Origin of the sequence: Ktedonospora formicarum, assembly GCF_016587355.1 — a bacterium.
Classification (GTDB): domain Bacteria; phylum Chloroflexota; class Ktedonobacteria; order Ktedonobacterales; family Ktedonobacteraceae; genus Ktedonobacter; species Ktedonobacter formicarum.
In genome coordinates this window covers 219,402-235,303 of record NZ_BNJF01000010.1, presented here as the reverse complement: position 1 = coordinate 235,303, position 15,902 = coordinate 219,402, and the positions used below count along the sequence as shown (strand labels likewise).

Below are 15,902 nucleotides of genomic sequence, written 5' to 3'. Positions count from 1 at the left end.
TACCTTTTTTGAGAGTGTATGCTCGAATGAAAGGACTTTGCCACAAAAATTCAAAGCAAATATGGGGTCCAAAGAGCATAAAAGCGAACACTTGAAGAAGAGGCAAAAGATGTTTCGAACACGTTTGACTGAAGAGTATACTCTTCAGATTCCATTCATTGGTGCCGGAATGGCTTTTGTGACGACACCGGCGCTGGTGGCCGCTGTTTCAAATGCGGGAGGCATGGGAACACTTGGCGCATCGCTGATCCCCCATGACCAGCTACGAGAACTTCTGCGACAAATCCGATCAATGACTACAGGACCATTCGGCGTGAACTTTATTCCTCATTTGACCGAGAAGGTTCAATTGGAAGTCTGTATAGAGGAGCATGTCTCGGTAGTCAGCTTCTTCTGAACCGATCCTCCCGAGGCATTCATTCATCACCTTCATGGTGCAGGGGTGAAGGTATGGATGCAGGTTAGTTCTCTTCAGGTGGCACATGAGGCAATCCAACGTGGCGTCGATGCGGTGATCGTACGGGGCATGGAGGCAGGTGGGCACAATCGCAGCACCGCAACAACCCTCTCGCTGGTCCCTGCTGTAGCGGATGCCATCACGCCAGTACCCGTCATCACAGCCGGGGGCATTGCCGACGGGCGAGGCATGGTCGCAGCGCTCGCTCTGGGTGCGGAGGCGGTCTGGGTAGGAACACGTCTGGTGGCGAGCCAGGAAGCATATGCTCACGAAGCGTATAAAAATCGTATCGTTGAGGCCACTGTTTCAGATACCGTTCGCACTACTATTTTTGGTCCCGAATGGCCTCATCAGCCAATGCGAGTCATTCGGAATCGGGTGGTTGACGAGTGGAGCCCGCGAGAGCAGGAGGTCGTCTATCCTTGCGAACCAGACAAATTCATTGGGCAAACAATCCTTTTGGGCAAGCCCGTACCACTTCCGAAATTCTCTTCCCTTCCCCCCAATCCCAAGACCACTGGCGACATCGAAGAAATGGCCCTCATCGCTGGAGAGAGTGCAGGCCTGGTGAAGGAGATCAAGCCCGCTGGCGAGATTGTACATGAGATGATGGAGGAGGCAAGGCAGGTTATTGAGCATAGGCTCCTAGGGGCCGTACGTCCTCCTAGAAAATAATTGGTATTGTTACGACCTTGACTGCCAGAAGCACTGGAGCGAGAGGTACCCTCGCAACCCCGCTCCCTTCAGCGTGGGGAGGGAAAGACATGTGTCCAATCCAGATTATTTGAGGAAGAGGAGTTTGCAACTGGGCGGAGATATATTATAGTGATTTGAATGAGCAATGGAACATGAGAAAGAAAAGCATATGCAAATGAAACAAAAAGCTGGCACAGTGCAACGCTGGACGACGATCCAGTTGCTGCTGAGCCACGGAATTACTGCCGCCATTATTGCCTTGGTCATGATCTTCCTGACACAGTTTTTATTTGAGCCACATTTCTGGTGGCAACTGTTGCTGGGAGGAGGTGCTTTAGGTTGCTTGCTAGGGCTTCTCTTTACCAGCAATCTGCTCAATGATCTTTTTATTATGGAAGTTATACTGACGCGGCTTGTTCGTGGATTGAGGATAGAGCAAATCCCCATACGCCGAAATTGGCCCGCTTCACCTCTTCTGGCATTCTTAACTACCTTCGCACAACAGAGAGATATGCAGTGGAATCAGGAACAGCAGACCAGCGAATACCGGGATCAACTCTTGCAGCAAGTTGCGAAGACGGCAGCGCAGGAAGAACGTAATCGCCTGGCTCGTGACTTGCATGACTCGATTAAGCAGCAAATATTTAGCGTGGTTGTCAGCACGGCGGCAGTCAAAGCACGTTGGGGGAATAACCTGGACAGTGCCCGTACGATCATAGACGATATCCAGCGCAACGCTCAGGAGGCGCAGGTGGAAATGCAGGCTCTCTTGCAACAGTTACGTCCCTTTCCACTTGAGAATGTCGGCTTGATGGAAGCTCTACGCACGCAATGTCAGGCCCTCGGATATCGTACGGGAGCACAGATACACGTTGAATTGGGAGAGCTTCCACCTGACGACAATTTACCGCTCGGTACCCAGGAAATGCTCTTTCGCATTGCCCAGGAGGGCTTCGCCAATATTGCTCGCCATGCACGAGCCTCACAGGCGTGGGTAAGGCTCTACCAGAAAGAGGACGAACTTCTCCTGGAGATTGAGGACAATGGTCAAGGCTTCGAACTGACGCAGATTGGTCAACAAACGACAGGAGGGATGGGACTTTCAAATATTCGGGAGCGCGTGCAGACTATAAAGGGAAAAATGATCATCTCTAGCGAGCCAGGTACGGGAACAAAGCTGGTCATTCACATCCACCTCCTGAGCACGCAGAAGGCACAGGAGGTACAGAAGCCGGATCAAGAACTTGAAGCTGTGGAACACAAAATAAGTAGACTCTTACATGGTGGTGCCTGGCTGGCCGGATTGTCTATGCTGGCGCTCCTCTATATGCCTCTTCAATTTGCACATGCAGGAGCGCTCGCACCAGCAGGAGCACTTGTAACACTCCTGATACTCTTCTTTATCTATTTCCTAGCCAGAAATTCCCGCACACAACTCGCCATTTTTCCTCATGGCAGGAAAGCGCTTCTGCATTCAACCGCTGAAAGCTATCTTTTCCTCGCGCAAATCTTCCTGTTCTGTGCGCTGGCAGGATACTATATCTACACCATTGTTACTTATTATATGCCTGATTTGTTGATTGGAACAGCATATTCTACCATAGGGGCAAGCATAGACATGCTCTTTACACGCATAGTGCCAACGATCTTTATCCTTCTTGCTTTCCTCTTCCTGGTGCGCTATGTGCTTATAGGCAGGCAGTATCGCGCTGCCATGTCACCAGGAGAAATCAAAGGAAGGATAAGAAAACAGGTGCGCTGGGTAGGGCTAAACTTCCTGGCCTGGTTTATAATGGTAGTGATTACTTTTGTTCTTTATCATTCCTTCTTTCTCTCTATAGAAGCTTTTTTCTCCCCGCACGCTCTTTTGGCCTATCCCCATCTCCTTTTGCTTTCGATCTGGCTAATCTTCAACATCATAAGCTGTTTTCAAATCTGGTCCTGGCAACATTTCTCTCCCAGAAAAGGGGTCTAGTGTGAACGAACACATTCGTATAGGTTTAGTAGACGATCATCGCGTGGTACGGCAAGGTCTGCGCGTCTTGCTGGAGTCATATGACAATCTGGTAGTGGTAGGAGAAGCTTCCAGCGGAGAGGAGGCTCTCCACCAGGTTGAAAGCTGGTCTCCTGATGTTGTGATCATGGATTTGTTGCTGCCGGGAGGTATCGATGGTATCGAGACCATCAGGCGCATGCGTGCCTTGATGCCTCAAATACATATTCTTGTATTGACCAGCTACACCGACGATGCGCATGTCATCGCGGTCTTGCGTGCGGGTGCCATCGGTTACGTCCGCAAAGATGCAGACCCTGAGGTGATGCTTGCTGCGGTCTATGCCACAGCGAGGGGGCAATCCCTGCTTGATCCAGCAGTGGCAGGAGCAGTCCTACAAGAGCTCTCGTATACAGAGAGACCCGAACTTGCACTCACCGAACGTGAACATGAGGTACTACGACTCCTGGCGTTGGGTCGTACAAATCGTGAAATCGCCGATATATTAGTGCTTAGTCCAGAAACAGTTAAAACCCATGTCGGCAGTATTCTCAATAAGCTGCACCTGGCGCACCGCATGCAAGCCGTCATTTATGCTCTTAAACGAGGGCTAATCTCCCTGGATGATATCGATCTGGACGAGAACACATAAGGCAATAGCGTGTCTGTCACTGCCCCACGCGAACCGTGAGTACACATCCAGACGATCCTGATTGTTAACTTTCGTTAGGTATGGCTAGCATCATCTTCCTCACCTGTTTGACACGTGAAGACGGCAATTTCAGGACGACAATTGAGCCGCATCTGTGGAGGAAGCATGCCAAGTCCACGACTTGTATAGTGCTGCATGGATTTAATCGTATAGTATCCGGCCACATATTTTTGTCCTAATGGAGGAACAATCGGTGCCCCCAAAAAAGGAAGTCGTACCTGACCTCCATGAGAATGACCAGAGAGTTGAAGATCTATGCGCTCCGTCACTGCAGCCACATCCGCAAAGTCTGGCTCATGTACGAGTAAAATGGTCACTTCCTGATCCGGAAACAATTCCAGAAGTCTCTCGAGGCGACTTTTATGTTCCCATACGGAGCGAATAGGCCCTCCAGCATTTGGCCAGAGATCATCCATTCCGACCAAGTGAAGCATGGCCGCACCACGATGCAATGTATATATCTTGTCGTTCAATTCATGAACTCCAAAAGCTTCAAGACATGACGGTTGTTCCAGCTATGGCGATACCTGCGCCTTTGAGAAGTGTACGTCGATTGATATGTTTCATTGCTTTCCTCTCCACTAGACACAATACCAAAGTGATCATGGTAATGGCTTGGCTCACAAACAGCGAAAAGATAGCGCAGAAGGGGAGGGAAGAGCAATGAGCTGATTCACAATGGGACTTTGCAGTGACCATCGCATACATACCCGCATTTCTCTTCACCAAGTTATACAGAAGAAATGAGCTTCCAAGCAGGTAATTTGTGCGAGGTTTTATCTACTGTCTGAACTGATCAGGAGGAACAAACGGCCCTGCCTGCTTCCCAACAACCTCTTCCATTATTTCATTTCTCGCCTGCTACAAGCTGGTTGCACATCCTGTGGGAAGACCCAATTTAAATGACAGATAACAGTGCTCCCCTATTCGGGGGAGGAAACTCCACCCGTATAGGTGTTTGCCTCAGGGAGGTGGAAGCATATACTAGCAATGATTCATTGATGTATATCAATCTTCTATGACTGAAAGTTGAGAGTGCCCGTTGCCACCAAAATGAATATACATGTTTTCAAAATAAATTAGCAAATAAAACATTGTTACACCTATCGCACAGCGAAATATCCTCTGGCTCAGCCTCTTGTTCACACCTAAGAAACTGAAAGAGAAAATAGCCTACATGAAAAAATATCTTTTGCAAACAGTATGCATTCTTTTTGCTGCGCTTCTTCTTTTGACTGGTTGCTATTACTGGTTCCTGACGCCTCTCTGGTCACAGATCGTGCATGCTGATAAAGAACCAATGCTTGATGCCAGCGAAGCTATCCTTATGGACAATGACACAGGCGCTATTCTTTTTGCCAAAAATGAAAATGTCCAGGTACCAATAGCCAGCACGACCAAGATTATGACAGCCCTGGTCGCGATGAAAAAAGGCGATCTTGATCAGATGGTTACCGTAGGTCAGGATGCAATTGATCAAAATCTCATTGGGAGTTCCGCGTATTTACACAAAGGAGAGAGCATAAAACTCCGTGATCTCCTCTACGGTTTGCTGCTTAATTCTGGAGATGATGCGGCTGTCGCTATTGCGGATAGCGTCGCTATCTCAGACGAACGATATGTCGACATGATGAACGAAGAAGCTCAAGAATTACATCTGTCCCAAACTCATTTCGTGACGGTGAGTGGCTTAGATACTACACTGAGCGGCAATCCACTCACTGGCAACCAGCCTTACAGTACCGCGAGCGATCTCCTTACGCTGACGCGTTATGCCATGAGTATTCCTCTATTCGCACACATTGTCTCTCAAAAAAACTATGAGATTGCGGAAACGACGACACATACAGCTCACTCCTGGAAGAACAGCAATGGCCTCTTGTGGAGTTATCAAGGGATGCTTGGCATAAAGACTGGCTGGACAGGAGCTGCTGGTGGCTGCCTGGTTTTTGCTGCCACTCGCCAGGGACATACTCTGATCGGAGTGGTCTTACATTCTGTAGGAAAGGCAAGCCAGCAACTCCGAGATAACCAGGTAGCCGAACGTCAGGCATTAGATGAACAGACTCGTGAAGCCGATGCTATATCACTGCTCAATTGGGGATTCGTCCAACCTTTAGAGAAGAAGAAAAAGTAATGATGGCAATCACATCTGTGCCAGTGTATACCTTGCCTCACCATGAGAAAATCGGCTCATATTGTTAGAAAAGGAGAAGAACTTTGCAACTATCCTGCTCCGCCAGAGCGACCTCGCCCTGAAGTTGATACGCCAGCCCAAGGAGGAGCATGGGATTCAAGCGCCATCTGTAATCATTCTCAGGAAGAGAACGCAAGGCTCCATGAGCATAAGCAATCGTAAGATCTGGCTGCTTGCTACATGAGGTGAGCAAGATTTGGATAGTGGCAACTTTCCTATGTATTTCCTGAGCCGATACCTCGCTCAGAAGGAGACATGGCGAGCGTGAGATGATTTCTGTAGGAGGAAAAGCAATGATCTTACGGTTACTTGCAACATCCTTTCCCTGGTTTGAGACACCACCTTGTAGTCAAGACAGTACACTCAGGACCACCTTCCATACATCGGAATCGGAATGCCCACCACAAATACACATACCTGCCTAGGAATGCTGTATCATATCTGATATACTTCTTTTGAGCAGGATTCATCACACAGTTCGTCGAGAGACTCCTCCCCATGAGAACACTCCATAGACTGCTCTTGCAGGAGAGATGCAGCTGATCGCACCTGCTAAGGAGAGAGAACGTGATATCAATTTTAGCCACGAAACTATATCTCCCCCGGCTTCGGCCTAACATAATCAACCGCCCCAATTTGATCGAGCAGCTTAACGAAGGGCTACACCGCAAATTGACTCTTATCTCAGCTCCCGCTGGCTTTGGCAAAACCTCGCTCATTAGCTCATGGGTCAGAGGCATCGGGCGGCCAACCGCCTGGCTTTCCCTGGATGAGGCGGAGAACACTCCTACGCGCTTTCTGGCATATCTCGTTGCGGCTTTGCAGACGATTGAGGGCACGATTGGAGAAGGAGTATTGGTTGCCCTCCATTCAAGTCAGCCACCACCAACCGAAATGATACTGACGGCCTTGCTGAACGAACTGACCACCAGAAGCGACCATTTCATCCTCGTCTTGGACGATTATCACGTAATTGATGCCAAGCCAGTTGAGCAGATCCTCAGCTATCTCGTCAATCACCTGCCCCCCCAAATGCATCTGGTCATCTCTACGCGTGAAGACCCTCAGTTCTCCCTGGCGCGACTACGTGCTCAGGACCACTTGACCGAACTACGCGCCGCTGATTTGCGTTTTACGCTCTCGGAAGCCACCGCCTTTCTCAACCAGATGATGGGACACCCCCTTGCAGATCACGACATCGCCACCCTGGAAAAGCGTACCGAAGGCTGGATTGCCGGTCTACAATTCGCCGCGCTTGCCATGCAGGGACACCAGGACACGACCCGCTTCATTACCTCTTTCACTGGCACCCATCATTTCGTGTTGGACTACCTGATAGAAGAAGTTCTCTCGAAGCAGGACGCTCATGTTCAGGCGTTTTTGCTGTACACCTCCATCCTCAAGCAGATGTGCGGCTCCTTATGCGAGGCCGTTGTGCCTGACTCATCGCTTTCCGGGCAAACTACTCTGGAATATCTCGAACGCACCAACCTGTTCATCATCCCTCTTGACAACGAACGGCGCTGGTACCGTTATCACCATCTCTTTGCTGAATTACTGAGAAAGCGACTACAATCAACGACCGCCTCGCCCATGGGTGAAGAGAGGCACCTCATCGCCGAATTACATCGGCGCGCCAGTGTCTGGTATGAAGAAAATGGCTTGGAACTGGAAGCCTTTCATCATGCAGTTGCCGCCCATGATATTGACCGCGCCACACGCCTGGTGGAAGGCAAAGGAATGTCCCTGCCATTTCTGGGCACGGTAGCCCCTGTACTCTCCTGGTTGGAGTCGCTCCCAACCGCGGATCTAGATGCCAGGCCCTCATTATGGGTAGTGTATGCCTCGGCGGTCTTGTTTGTCGGCAAAAATACCGCCGTCGAACAGAAGCGCCAAGCTGCTGAAGTCGCACTTCAAGGCACAGAACCAGACGACAGGGTCCAGGATCTTATTGGACGTATTGCCTCAATGCGGGCCACATTGGCTGTCATGCAACACGATGTAGAAACCATCATGACCCAGTCGCACCGCGCCCTCTCGTATCTGCATTCCAATAACCTGTCTCTCCGTACCGCAATTACCTGGACACTGGGATACGCCCATCAGCTGCAAGGAGACCGTGCGGCAGCCAGCCGAGCCTATAGAGAAATTATCGCCAGCGGAAAGTCATTGGAGGATTCTATCTATACCATAGCAGCTATGGTCAGTCTGGGCCAGGTACAGGAAACTAACAACCAGCTACCTCTAGCAACACAGACCTACAAACGCGCCCTGCAATTGGCAGGTAATCCACCGCTACTGATTGCCTGCGAAGCACACCTTGGATTGGCCCGTATCCTCTATCAGTGGAATAACCTGGAAGAAGCCTGGCAGCACGGACAACAATGCATTCACCTGACGCAGCAGATAGAGAGCATCGATACATCCATTTCGTATGCTGTGTTCCTCGCCCATCTAAAACTGACCCAGGGAGACATGATTAGCGCAACCGCCATTTTGGCTGAGGCTGAAGAGTTCGTGCGTCGGCAGAACTTTGAACATCGGATGTCTGATGTTGCTGCCGCACAGGTGCTTCCCTTGCTTCACCGAGGGGATTTCTCAACAGCAGCAGAACTGGCTCAGGAGTACCAGCTCCCTCTTAGTCAGGCCCGGGTCTACCTGGCTAAGGGAGAAACATCCGCAGCACTGACAGTGCTAGAGTCATGGCGAGAGCAGGTAGAAGGGAAAGGGTGGCAAGATGAGCAACTCAAAGTAATGGTGCTCCAGGCACTCGCACTCCAGGCACATGGTGAGCAGGATCAGGCAGTGCACCTGGTCTGTGACGCGCTGGCGATTGCCGAACCTGCTGGCTTCATCCGTCTCTTTGTCAACGAAGGGGCAGCCATGGCGCTACTCTTGTCGCAAGCGCAGGCTTTTGGGAGGATGCCGAACTATATCAGGAAGTTACTTACTGTATGGAAGGCTGAGGAACACAAGAACGAAACCGCCGCTCATCCGTTCCCACCAACCCAATCCCTCATCGAGCCACTCAGCCGACGGGAGGTAGAAGTTCTCCAGCTCATTGCGCAGGGCCTCTCGAATCAGGAGATAAGCGAGAGGCTGGTCCTTGCCCTAGAAACAGTAAAAGGGCACAATAAGAAAATCTTTGGGAAACTACATGTCCAACGGCGTACGGAAGCGGTTGCCCGAGCGCGCCTGCTTGGTCTGTTATAAGCTGCTTGCGTAAAAATTTTCTAGCGCCCCTCTACAAACGTGGTCTAGGTAAGATCCACAATGAGCCATGCAATCAACGAGTGAGCCCTCCTTCCCACTTGATACCCCCTCTCGAGTCTCGCCGCCATCGCTTCACAACACCACCTCAAACACCCCTTTCGAGTCTCTCCACACAACTGATCCTAGGGTTATTCTTCTAAAAGATTGAGGAAGCAGCACAGGCGAAGGCGACCGATTACAGAAGGGACAGAATCATGCCAAGCATATCTAATGCAGCATATGATCCAGAAAAATCTTTGATCTACCAAATCAGGATCAAGGGCCACCTTGGGTATGAATGGACAGATTGGTTTGAGGGGCTCACGCTCACAACTCTCGACAATGGCGAGATGCTTTTAACCGGCCCGGTGGTTGACCAAGCCGCGTTGTATGGCTTACTTAAAAGAGTGCGTGATGTAGGCATGCCATTGCTCTCGGTCATGTGCATTGATCCCGACCAGGATACGTCAGTAAAAGCCAAACAGTAAATGATAGTTGGCTTCGCGCGATCTAAGATCGGCCTCCGAGGAGGAGGTCCTCCTCTGTTCGTTCCCAGAGACAGGATGGGTAACCACAATTTTACAGAAATTCAATCCAGTAGCAATTCAACACTATATCCAGTAAAGGAGAAAACGGTGATGACCAAAGAAGGCATGAATACCTACAGAACAACCGCTATCGTCGTGGGGGGAGTGTACCTTGGGGGGTTCGTTGTCGGCCTTGCAGGGACCGGACTCATCCAATCTATTCTTGGTGCTCCAGATTACCTTTCTACAGTTTCTGCAAAGAGCATGATACTGGCAATTGGCGCGATACTCTGGTTGATGGCCGCCGTTGGTGACGCTGCTCATGGGGTTATGATGTTCCCAGTCCTTAAAACACACAGCGAACGTCTAGCCATCGGCTACCTCGCTTCCAGGATCATCGATGCCATCTTTCTTGCCATCCACGTTCTCCTCGTACTCCTTCAAATACCACTTGCGGGTGCATACATGAAAGCAACGGCCCCCACCACATTCTCCCTTCAAGCCCTGAGCACGACGTTCGTCCAGGCAATCCCGTATGCAGACAATATCGGCTGGATCGCTCTTGGGCTGGCTGGTTTGATGCTTAACTATCTGTTCTATAGGGCACGATTGGTTCCTCGCTGGATCGCTGTCTGGGGCCTCGCTGGGTACGCGATCATTTGTTTCGGAATGGTCTCGGAACTTATGGGATCCGGCCTGGGTCTGGTTTCCGAGCTTCCAGGCGGTCTGTGGGAAATATTCGTAGGAGGATGGCTGATCGCGAAAGGATTCAATGCTTCAGCATTCGTATCCCAGACGACAAGAACCAGCAGCACAGCAAAGCCAGAAGCTGCAAATTCGTGAAGAGTACCTAAGAGAATATATAATATCTGGATGATAGCGGTTGGGAGCCGAACGCGCAACGGCCTGGACAAAAGGACTGCCCAGGCCGCTGCAGGCAAGAGAAATGGCTTCCGATTACAACCGAACATCAAGGGACCGGTTATGATGATATCCAGGTTGGCATGCTCAAAATTCGAGACTATTTAAATGCACTTTTCGGGCAGAAGCAGAATACGCACAAGTGCACACGTTCGGGTCGCCTGGCACACACTCTCTCGCTTTGGCTGACCAGTCTCGTCCACCTCCACATGATACATGCCGATCAAAGCATGGGAGCGCTGCATTGCGCGCAGATACCCATCAACGACCGTCTCATCACCATGAAAGGCTTCTACCACGCCATCATACCATCGTCCTTGTAGCAGGACTGAAACATGTGTATTCTCCCCTTGCAGATTCCTCCACCAGTTCCGAGGAGAAATCACCTCGAGCACTTCATCTTCACGCTGATATCCCACCACGATGGTATATCTCTTCCCGCTCCTGCGCCCTTTGAATGACAAGAGAATGAACCGTTGACTTAACTTCCTATGGAAGGGAGAACGTAAGATCGACGAAAGAATGACATTGAGCGCCTTTGTCAGAATCAGCGCAGACTTTGAGATAGAAGGAGGACCAGCAGGTGTTGTGTCTACCTTCATACAATAGTCACCTCCATACTGCGTGTATTGCAGGCTCATCTCATTGATAAGCTCATTGCCATTGTAAAAAATATAGACTATTATGTGAAGTAGGTACTATTTTTTTATCTAATTTTCGATACTAAACTATCTTACTTTTTAAAAGGATGAATGCGATGCACAAAGCGATAGATGAGCGATGCTTGCCTCCCATCAGAGAAGCATTGTCGGTACTGGGAGGAAAGTGGTCTTTTCTTGTGCTGACGCACCTGTCTATCAGTCCTCTGCGCTTCAACCAACTACGGAGGCACTTAGAAGACATCAGCACCAAAGCATTAACTGATACCTTGCGCCATTTAGAAGCTAATGGAGTCATCCATCGTCGTGTCGTTCCTACTGTGCCCATCACTGTAGAGTATTCCTTAACAGAGAAAGGAAGAGATTTTCGCGCAGTCCTGAATGCCATGTACCATTGGGGCAAGGCCTGGGAAAAACAGCCGGACGAGAACAATCAAGAGCATTCAATGACGCAAGAAGCCACACAATAGCAAAGAACACTGCCCTTATTATATGAGCGAAAAAATCAGGACCAATTCTATGTTTGTTCCCTTGAGCGAAACTTTGATTGGTTGTATGTTGGTACAACAAAGAGGCTGAAACTCTTTTCTCTCAAGAATTTCAGCCTCTTTGCAAAACACAGTCTTATGACACCTGCCCCCACGTGAATTGTTCCCAGCCCTGCACTTGAGTCACATTTGCATCCAGCGGCGTATTCGCTTGGTCAGTTCGGGCACTCACATAATTGTTATTCGCTACAGCTTGCAGCGCGACCGTCCCGTTGCTCTGGGGCAGCCACCTGAATTGTTCCCAGCCCTGCACCTGTGTAGCAATTGCCTCCAACGGCGCGTTAGCCTGGTTAATTCGAGCACTCACATAGTTGTTATTGGCGTGTGCCCTCAATGCGATAAGACCACCGCCAGCATCAATCACATCAAATTGCTCCCAGGCCTGCATCAGAGCCACATTTGCATCCAGCGGCATATTGGTCTGGTCAGTTCGAGCACTCACATAGTTGTTATTGTTCGTTGTTTTGAGCCAGATAGTATGACCCACCGGAGCGCCCGTACCACCTGTTTGCATCCCACTCCATTTGAAGGTCGCAGCCCCGCCTGCTGGCAGCGTGTAGGAAAATTTTTCCCCATTCCACTGCACATTAAATGTCTGACTACTTGATGCAGAGTTATAGACAACCAGCACTTTGGTTCCATCGGGATTCTTGAAGGCAACATCCTGAATGCCATTACTCCCAGTGCTGGAATCAATATGATAGGCACCGGGTGCGACAAACTTACTAGCCTGCCCCAAAGCGTAGTAATCCCCGTTATAGGTGACGTTACCATTGCTCTGATCCACGCTGACAACACCACGGCAGGTTGAGCAGGCCGCGCCCGTACCGAGATTCGGCTGACCATTAGGGTCAAGCACCATGCCCCAGCGAACCACCGACTTGCCCCAATTGCGCACAACGCCAATCAACAGCGACATTGTATTGGGAAAGCCATTGCTATTTTCCCATGTTCCGCCAGAACATTCCGTCTCCCAGGCATCCTTGTTGGGATACGAGGTATGCACCGACGTCTGCGCATCAACGCTACCACCATAACAATGCCAGGCGGTACCAGCGGTGTAAGCATTGGCGGTTGCATCATTCAAAATGGTAGTAGGATAGCCTGACTGATCCCAGTTGTGGTCGTAACCCAGGATTTTCGTTGTAACACCGTTGCTAGCGAAGGCTGGTCCCAGATAGTTTTTAATGAAGTTGGTTTCATCGCTCGCAGGAAACGACATTCCAGGATAACCATTGGGCACATAGAGAGGCTCATTTTGCGGTGTAATGGCATAGATAGGTAATCCCTGGGCCTGATATGCTTGAACATACTTGACGAAGTAGTTGGCATAGGCACTATAGGCACTCGTGTTGAGTGTGCCACCCTCCATCGAGCCAGTCGACTTCATCCAGCCAGGGGGGCTCCAGGGCGTGCCCATAATCTTGATGGCAGGGTTGATCTGCAACGCCTGTTGCAGCACTGGAATGATATAAGCGGAATCATGGGCGATGGTGAAATGCGTCAGCGATGGATCGGTCTGTCCACTGGGTATGTCATCATACGAATACTCACCCACAGCAGGAGCTGGCCGCGTGAGATCTGAAGCACCGATAGGCTGGCGGAGGAAGTTCAGGCCAATGCCACTACTGCTACTAAAAAGGTTATTCATCAATGTAGAACGCTGACTACTACTCATCTTGTTATAGACAAGCCACGCGGAGGAGTCAGTAAAAGAAGCACCAAAACCATCCATCTGTTGAAAGGTCTGATTCTCATTGACGGTAATTACGTTTCCAGAAGCGTTACCAGCGGCAAACGTGAGGCCAGGTTGCTGCGCGAGATGGGTGCTGAGATCCCCGGTGGTGAGCCACACGCTAACTGTCTCTCCAGCAGCACGCGCGTGGAATGGTGAAGAGAAGAAAGCAAAGACACTACATGCGAGAACAATACAAATTACGATGATATGAAATACGTGTACCGGGAGTTTGCGAAAAAGAGTCGACCAGGACATACTATCCTCCATGATATTCTTGTCTGTCGGCCTAACACAAACAAAGACAATGGGCTCCTTCCCCATCATGCGGGACAACTACGTACCATTTACCAGTCTATGGCGTGGGATACCTCCTCTCCAGCAAGGGGTACATCAAATAACCTTCAATCCTATAATGTATTGTTTTTTCCATGCACTCTTGAACCTTTATTGCTAAAGCCGCTAAAAGCTCGTACTATATCAACTATACCTACCGCCCTCTTAAATGTCAATATGTCCAGATCTCTAGACCAAAAGAGCAACATCTCAACTGATGAAGACGGCATTACAGCCTTCCACCAATGCTTCTTGTTCAACGCCTCTTCACACATTCAGCAAACATTCAGCAAACAGACCGTAATATTTCAACCTACAGAGGTATGCTTCTTTTCGAGGTACATAGAAAAAGCCTCAACCGAAAATGTGCATTGATGAAAGGAGAATACCTTGTTTCGGCAAAAACCTTCTGGAAAAAAAATTCTGTTTCTAACAAGCATGCTTGCCTTGATGGGCGCGGTGTTCCTCATGGGAGGTATCACTATGTCCTCTGCCAGTGCGAACAGCCTGAATAAGACGCCACCAAAAGAGAAGCCTCCTTGTTCACAGTCCTGCAATCTTACCAAAGGCCTGGCGACGATAACAAATGTGAACGGCAATACGATTCAGGCAAAGCTCATGGGTACAGAACAAAAAGACAATCAGGTCACGCTCCTCACTACAGCAAAGACGACCTACGATCCAGATCGTAGCATCGTCGCGGTGGGCAAATCCATCGTTTTTGCTGGTACAATCAACCATGATGGGAGTATCACTGCTCAGTTGATTACTTCCTATGATCCTTCTGCTACCGACGTTACTGGAACTATTGTGAAGATTGATGGTTCAACCATCACGCTGCAAACAAAGGATACGCAGTCCATCGTTCACCTGACCAATAGCACAATATTCCTCAAACTCGATTTCAAGGACAAAAAGAAGCTACCCGCAACATTAAGTGACCTCAAAGTAGGCATGACTGTTACCGCTCACTGCACAGTTCATGGTAATGGTTCGCTCACAGCGCAGTCCGTCGTCATCGTTCCGGCAAATTCCGAGGTTAAGTAACATCTATACAGGAACTCACTTCGGTGGTAGAGTACTGCTAGATTGATGAGGCAAAACCAGGCACAGGTACTTTCTGAGCAAGATGGTACCTGTGTTGATGAGAGAAGGGAAACTGCGCATGACCATTCAGCGCGACACTGCCAATCAGAAACCAACCGTTCTCGTGGTTGATGATGAGCCGCAAATCATTGATTTTCTGCGTATCGGATTGGGCTATGAAGGCTTCCTGGTTCATGTGGCGACCACTGGACCAGAAGCATTAGAGAGCTTTACTCGATGCCTCCCCGATCTGGTGATCCTTGATCTCATGCTCCCGGGTTTAGATGGCATGGCTGTCGCGCAGCGGATCTCTAAGGCACACGATACCGCAATTATTATGTTGACGGCAAAGGAAGATGTCGAGGATCGTGTTGCCGGGTTAGATATTGGTGCGGACGATTATGTGACCAAGCCCTTTGTCTTTAAGGAATTGATGGCACGTGTACGTGCAGTTTTGCGGCGGCGTGGCAAAACTCTTGGAGATGTCCTCTCGTTTCAAGGTATCACGCTCAATAGAGTCACGCGCATTGTCGCTCGTGAAGAACGCACAATAGACCTGACTCCCCGTGAGTTTGAACTCCTGGAATGCTTTCTGATGCATCCACGTCAGGTCCTGAAGCGTGACGCCATCCTGGCCCGTGTATGGGGCTATAATTATGTTGGCGATGATAATGTCATTGAAGTTTATATTCGCCATTTGCGTGAAAAGTTACAGGATGATCCTCCACGACTCTTGCAAACAGTACGTGGCGTGGGGTATGTCCTGCGCGGCTAAGGAGGTAG

The 15,902-nt window shown here is 49.7% G+C and carries 13 protein-coding genes and 1 pseudogene; 11 read left to right on the top strand and 3 right to left on the bottom strand.

Annotated elements, in window-relative coordinates; translation table 11 throughout:
- The first annotated feature begins 61 nt into the window (after positions 1 to 61).
- The 4 genes and pseudogenes from K3T82_RS45430 (at position 62) to K3T82_RS45415 (ending at position 3,798) form a co-directional block, all read left to right on the top strand.
- Positions 62 to 397 carry a nitronate monooxygenase gene (locus K3T82_RS45430; protein ID WP_268886748.1) on the top strand — a complete coding sequence of 112 codons (336 nt, stop codon included), beginning with the start codon at positions 62 to 64 and terminating at the stop codon, positions 395 to 397.
- Between the two features lie 15 nt (positions 398 to 412).
- Positions 413 to 1,132: pseudogene (locus K3T82_RS45425) on the top strand (NAD(P)H-dependent flavin oxidoreductase); the annotation flags it as partial.
- Between the two features lie 190 nt (positions 1,133 to 1,322).
- Positions 1,323 to 3,128: a sensor histidine kinase gene (locus K3T82_RS45420; RefSeq protein WP_220200061.1), complete on the top strand. Its 1,806-nt coding sequence runs from the start codon at positions 1,323 to 1,325 to the stop codon at positions 3,126 to 3,128.
- Between the two features lies 1 nt (position 3,129).
- Entirely contained in the window at positions 3,130 to 3,798 is a 669-nt protein-coding gene (locus tag K3T82_RS45415) for a response regulator (protein WP_220200060.1), read from the top strand.
- Between the two features lie 74 nt (positions 3,799 to 3,872).
- On the opposite strand, the gene K3T82_RS45410 is transcribed toward K3T82_RS45415, so the two are convergent.
- A complete protein-coding gene (locus K3T82_RS45410; RefSeq protein ID WP_220200059.1) occupies positions 3,873 to 4,331 on the bottom strand; it encodes a metallophosphoesterase in 459 nt (152 codons plus the stop codon).
- A 704-nt stretch (positions 4,332 to 5,035) separates the two neighbouring features.
- Between K3T82_RS45410 and K3T82_RS45405 the strand changes: the two genes are divergently transcribed.
- The 4 genes from K3T82_RS45405 (at position 5,036) to K3T82_RS45390 (ending at position 10,677) form a co-directional block, all read left to right on the top strand.
- Positions 5,036 to 5,995 (top strand): D-alanyl-D-alanine carboxypeptidase family protein, encoded by a 960-nt coding sequence (locus K3T82_RS45405; protein ID WP_220200058.1) that lies wholly within the window; start codon positions 5,036 to 5,038, stop codon positions 5,993 to 5,995.
- Positions 5,996 to 6,622: 627 nt separating this feature from the next.
- Positions 6,623 to 9,268 carry a winged helix-turn-helix domain-containing protein gene (locus K3T82_RS45400; RefSeq protein ID WP_220200057.1) on the top strand — a complete coding sequence of 882 codons (2,646 nt, stop codon included), beginning with the start codon at positions 6,623 to 6,625 and terminating at the stop codon, positions 9,266 to 9,268.
- Between the two features lie 254 nt (positions 9,269 to 9,522).
- Positions 9,523 to 9,795, top strand: coding sequence for a hypothetical protein (locus K3T82_RS45395; RefSeq protein WP_220200056.1), 273 nt, complete (start codon positions 9,523 to 9,525; stop codon positions 9,793 to 9,795).
- A 150-nt stretch (positions 9,796 to 9,945) separates the two neighbouring features.
- Positions 9,946 to 10,677, top strand: coding sequence for a DUF4386 domain-containing protein (locus K3T82_RS45390; RefSeq protein WP_236031939.1), 732 nt, complete (start codon positions 9,946 to 9,948; stop codon positions 10,675 to 10,677).
- Positions 10,678 to 10,859: 182 nt separating this feature from the next.
- Here K3T82_RS45390 and K3T82_RS45385 read toward each other — a convergent pair whose 3' ends face one another.
- On the bottom strand, positions 10,860 to 11,357 hold the full coding sequence (locus K3T82_RS45385) for a PNPOx family protein (protein ID WP_220200054.1): 498 nt from the start codon (positions 11,355 to 11,357) through the stop codon (positions 10,860 to 10,862).
- 155 nt (positions 11,358 to 11,512) lie between these two features.
- Here K3T82_RS45385 and K3T82_RS45380 point away from each other — a divergent pair, with 155 nt between their 5' ends.
- Positions 11,513 to 11,884 (top strand): winged helix-turn-helix transcriptional regulator, encoded by a 372-nt coding sequence (locus K3T82_RS45380; RefSeq protein WP_220200053.1) that lies wholly within the window; start codon positions 11,513 to 11,515, stop codon positions 11,882 to 11,884.
- Between the two features lie 154 nt (positions 11,885 to 12,038).
- On the opposite strand, the gene K3T82_RS45375 is transcribed toward K3T82_RS45380, so the two are convergent.
- Positions 12,039 to 13,955 carry a glycoside hydrolase family 30 beta sandwich domain-containing protein gene (locus tag K3T82_RS45375; protein WP_220200052.1) on the bottom strand — a complete coding sequence of 639 codons (1,917 nt, stop codon included), beginning with the start codon at positions 13,953 to 13,955 and terminating at the stop codon, positions 12,039 to 12,041.
- A 468-nt stretch (positions 13,956 to 14,423) separates the two neighbouring features.
- On the opposite strand from K3T82_RS45375, the gene K3T82_RS45370 reads away from it, so the two are divergent.
- Positions 14,424 to 15,080 (top strand): DUF5666 domain-containing protein, encoded by a 657-nt coding sequence (locus tag K3T82_RS45370; protein ID WP_220200051.1) that lies wholly within the window; start codon positions 14,424 to 14,426, stop codon positions 15,078 to 15,080.
- Positions 15,081 to 15,198: 118 nt separating this feature from the next.
- Entirely contained in the window at positions 15,199 to 15,894 is a 696-nt protein-coding gene (locus tag K3T82_RS45365) for a response regulator transcription factor (RefSeq protein ID WP_220200050.1), read from the top strand.
- Positions 15,895 to 15,902: the final 8 nt, after the last annotated feature.

Excerpts from the sequence above, each read along its gene's own strand:
- K3T82_RS45395 (WP_220200056.1), top strand. The coding sequence starts at position 9,523 with ATGCCAAGCATATCTAATGCAGCATATGATCCAGAAAAATCTTTGATC.
- K3T82_RS45385 (WP_220200054.1), bottom strand. The coding sequence starts at position 11,357 with ATGAAGGTAGACACAACACCTGCTGGTCCTCCTTCTATCTCAAAGTCT.
- K3T82_RS45390 (WP_236031939.1), top strand. The coding sequence starts at position 9,946 with ATGACCAAAGAAGGCATGAATACCTACAGAACAACCGCTATCGTCGTG.
- K3T82_RS45405 (WP_220200058.1), top strand. The coding sequence starts at position 5,036 with ATGAAAAAATATCTTTTGCAAACAGTATGCATTCTTTTTGCTGCGCTT.
- K3T82_RS45420 (WP_220200061.1), top strand. The coding sequence starts at position 1,323 with ATGCAAATGAAACAAAAAGCTGGCACAGTGCAACGCTGGACGACGATC.
- K3T82_RS45380 (WP_220200053.1), top strand. The coding sequence starts at position 11,513 with ATGCACAAAGCGATAGATGAGCGATGCTTGCCTCCCATCAGAGAAGCA.
- K3T82_RS45365 (WP_220200050.1), top strand. The coding sequence starts at position 15,199 with ATGACCATTCAGCGCGACACTGCCAATCAGAAACCAACCGTTCTCGTG.
- K3T82_RS45375 (WP_220200052.1), bottom strand. The coding sequence starts at position 13,955 with ATGTCCTGGTCGACTCTTTTTCGCAAACTCCCGGTACACGTATTTCAT.
- K3T82_RS45430 (WP_268886748.1), top strand. The coding sequence starts at position 62 with ATGGGGTCCAAAGAGCATAAAAGCGAACACTTGAAGAAGAGGCAAAAG.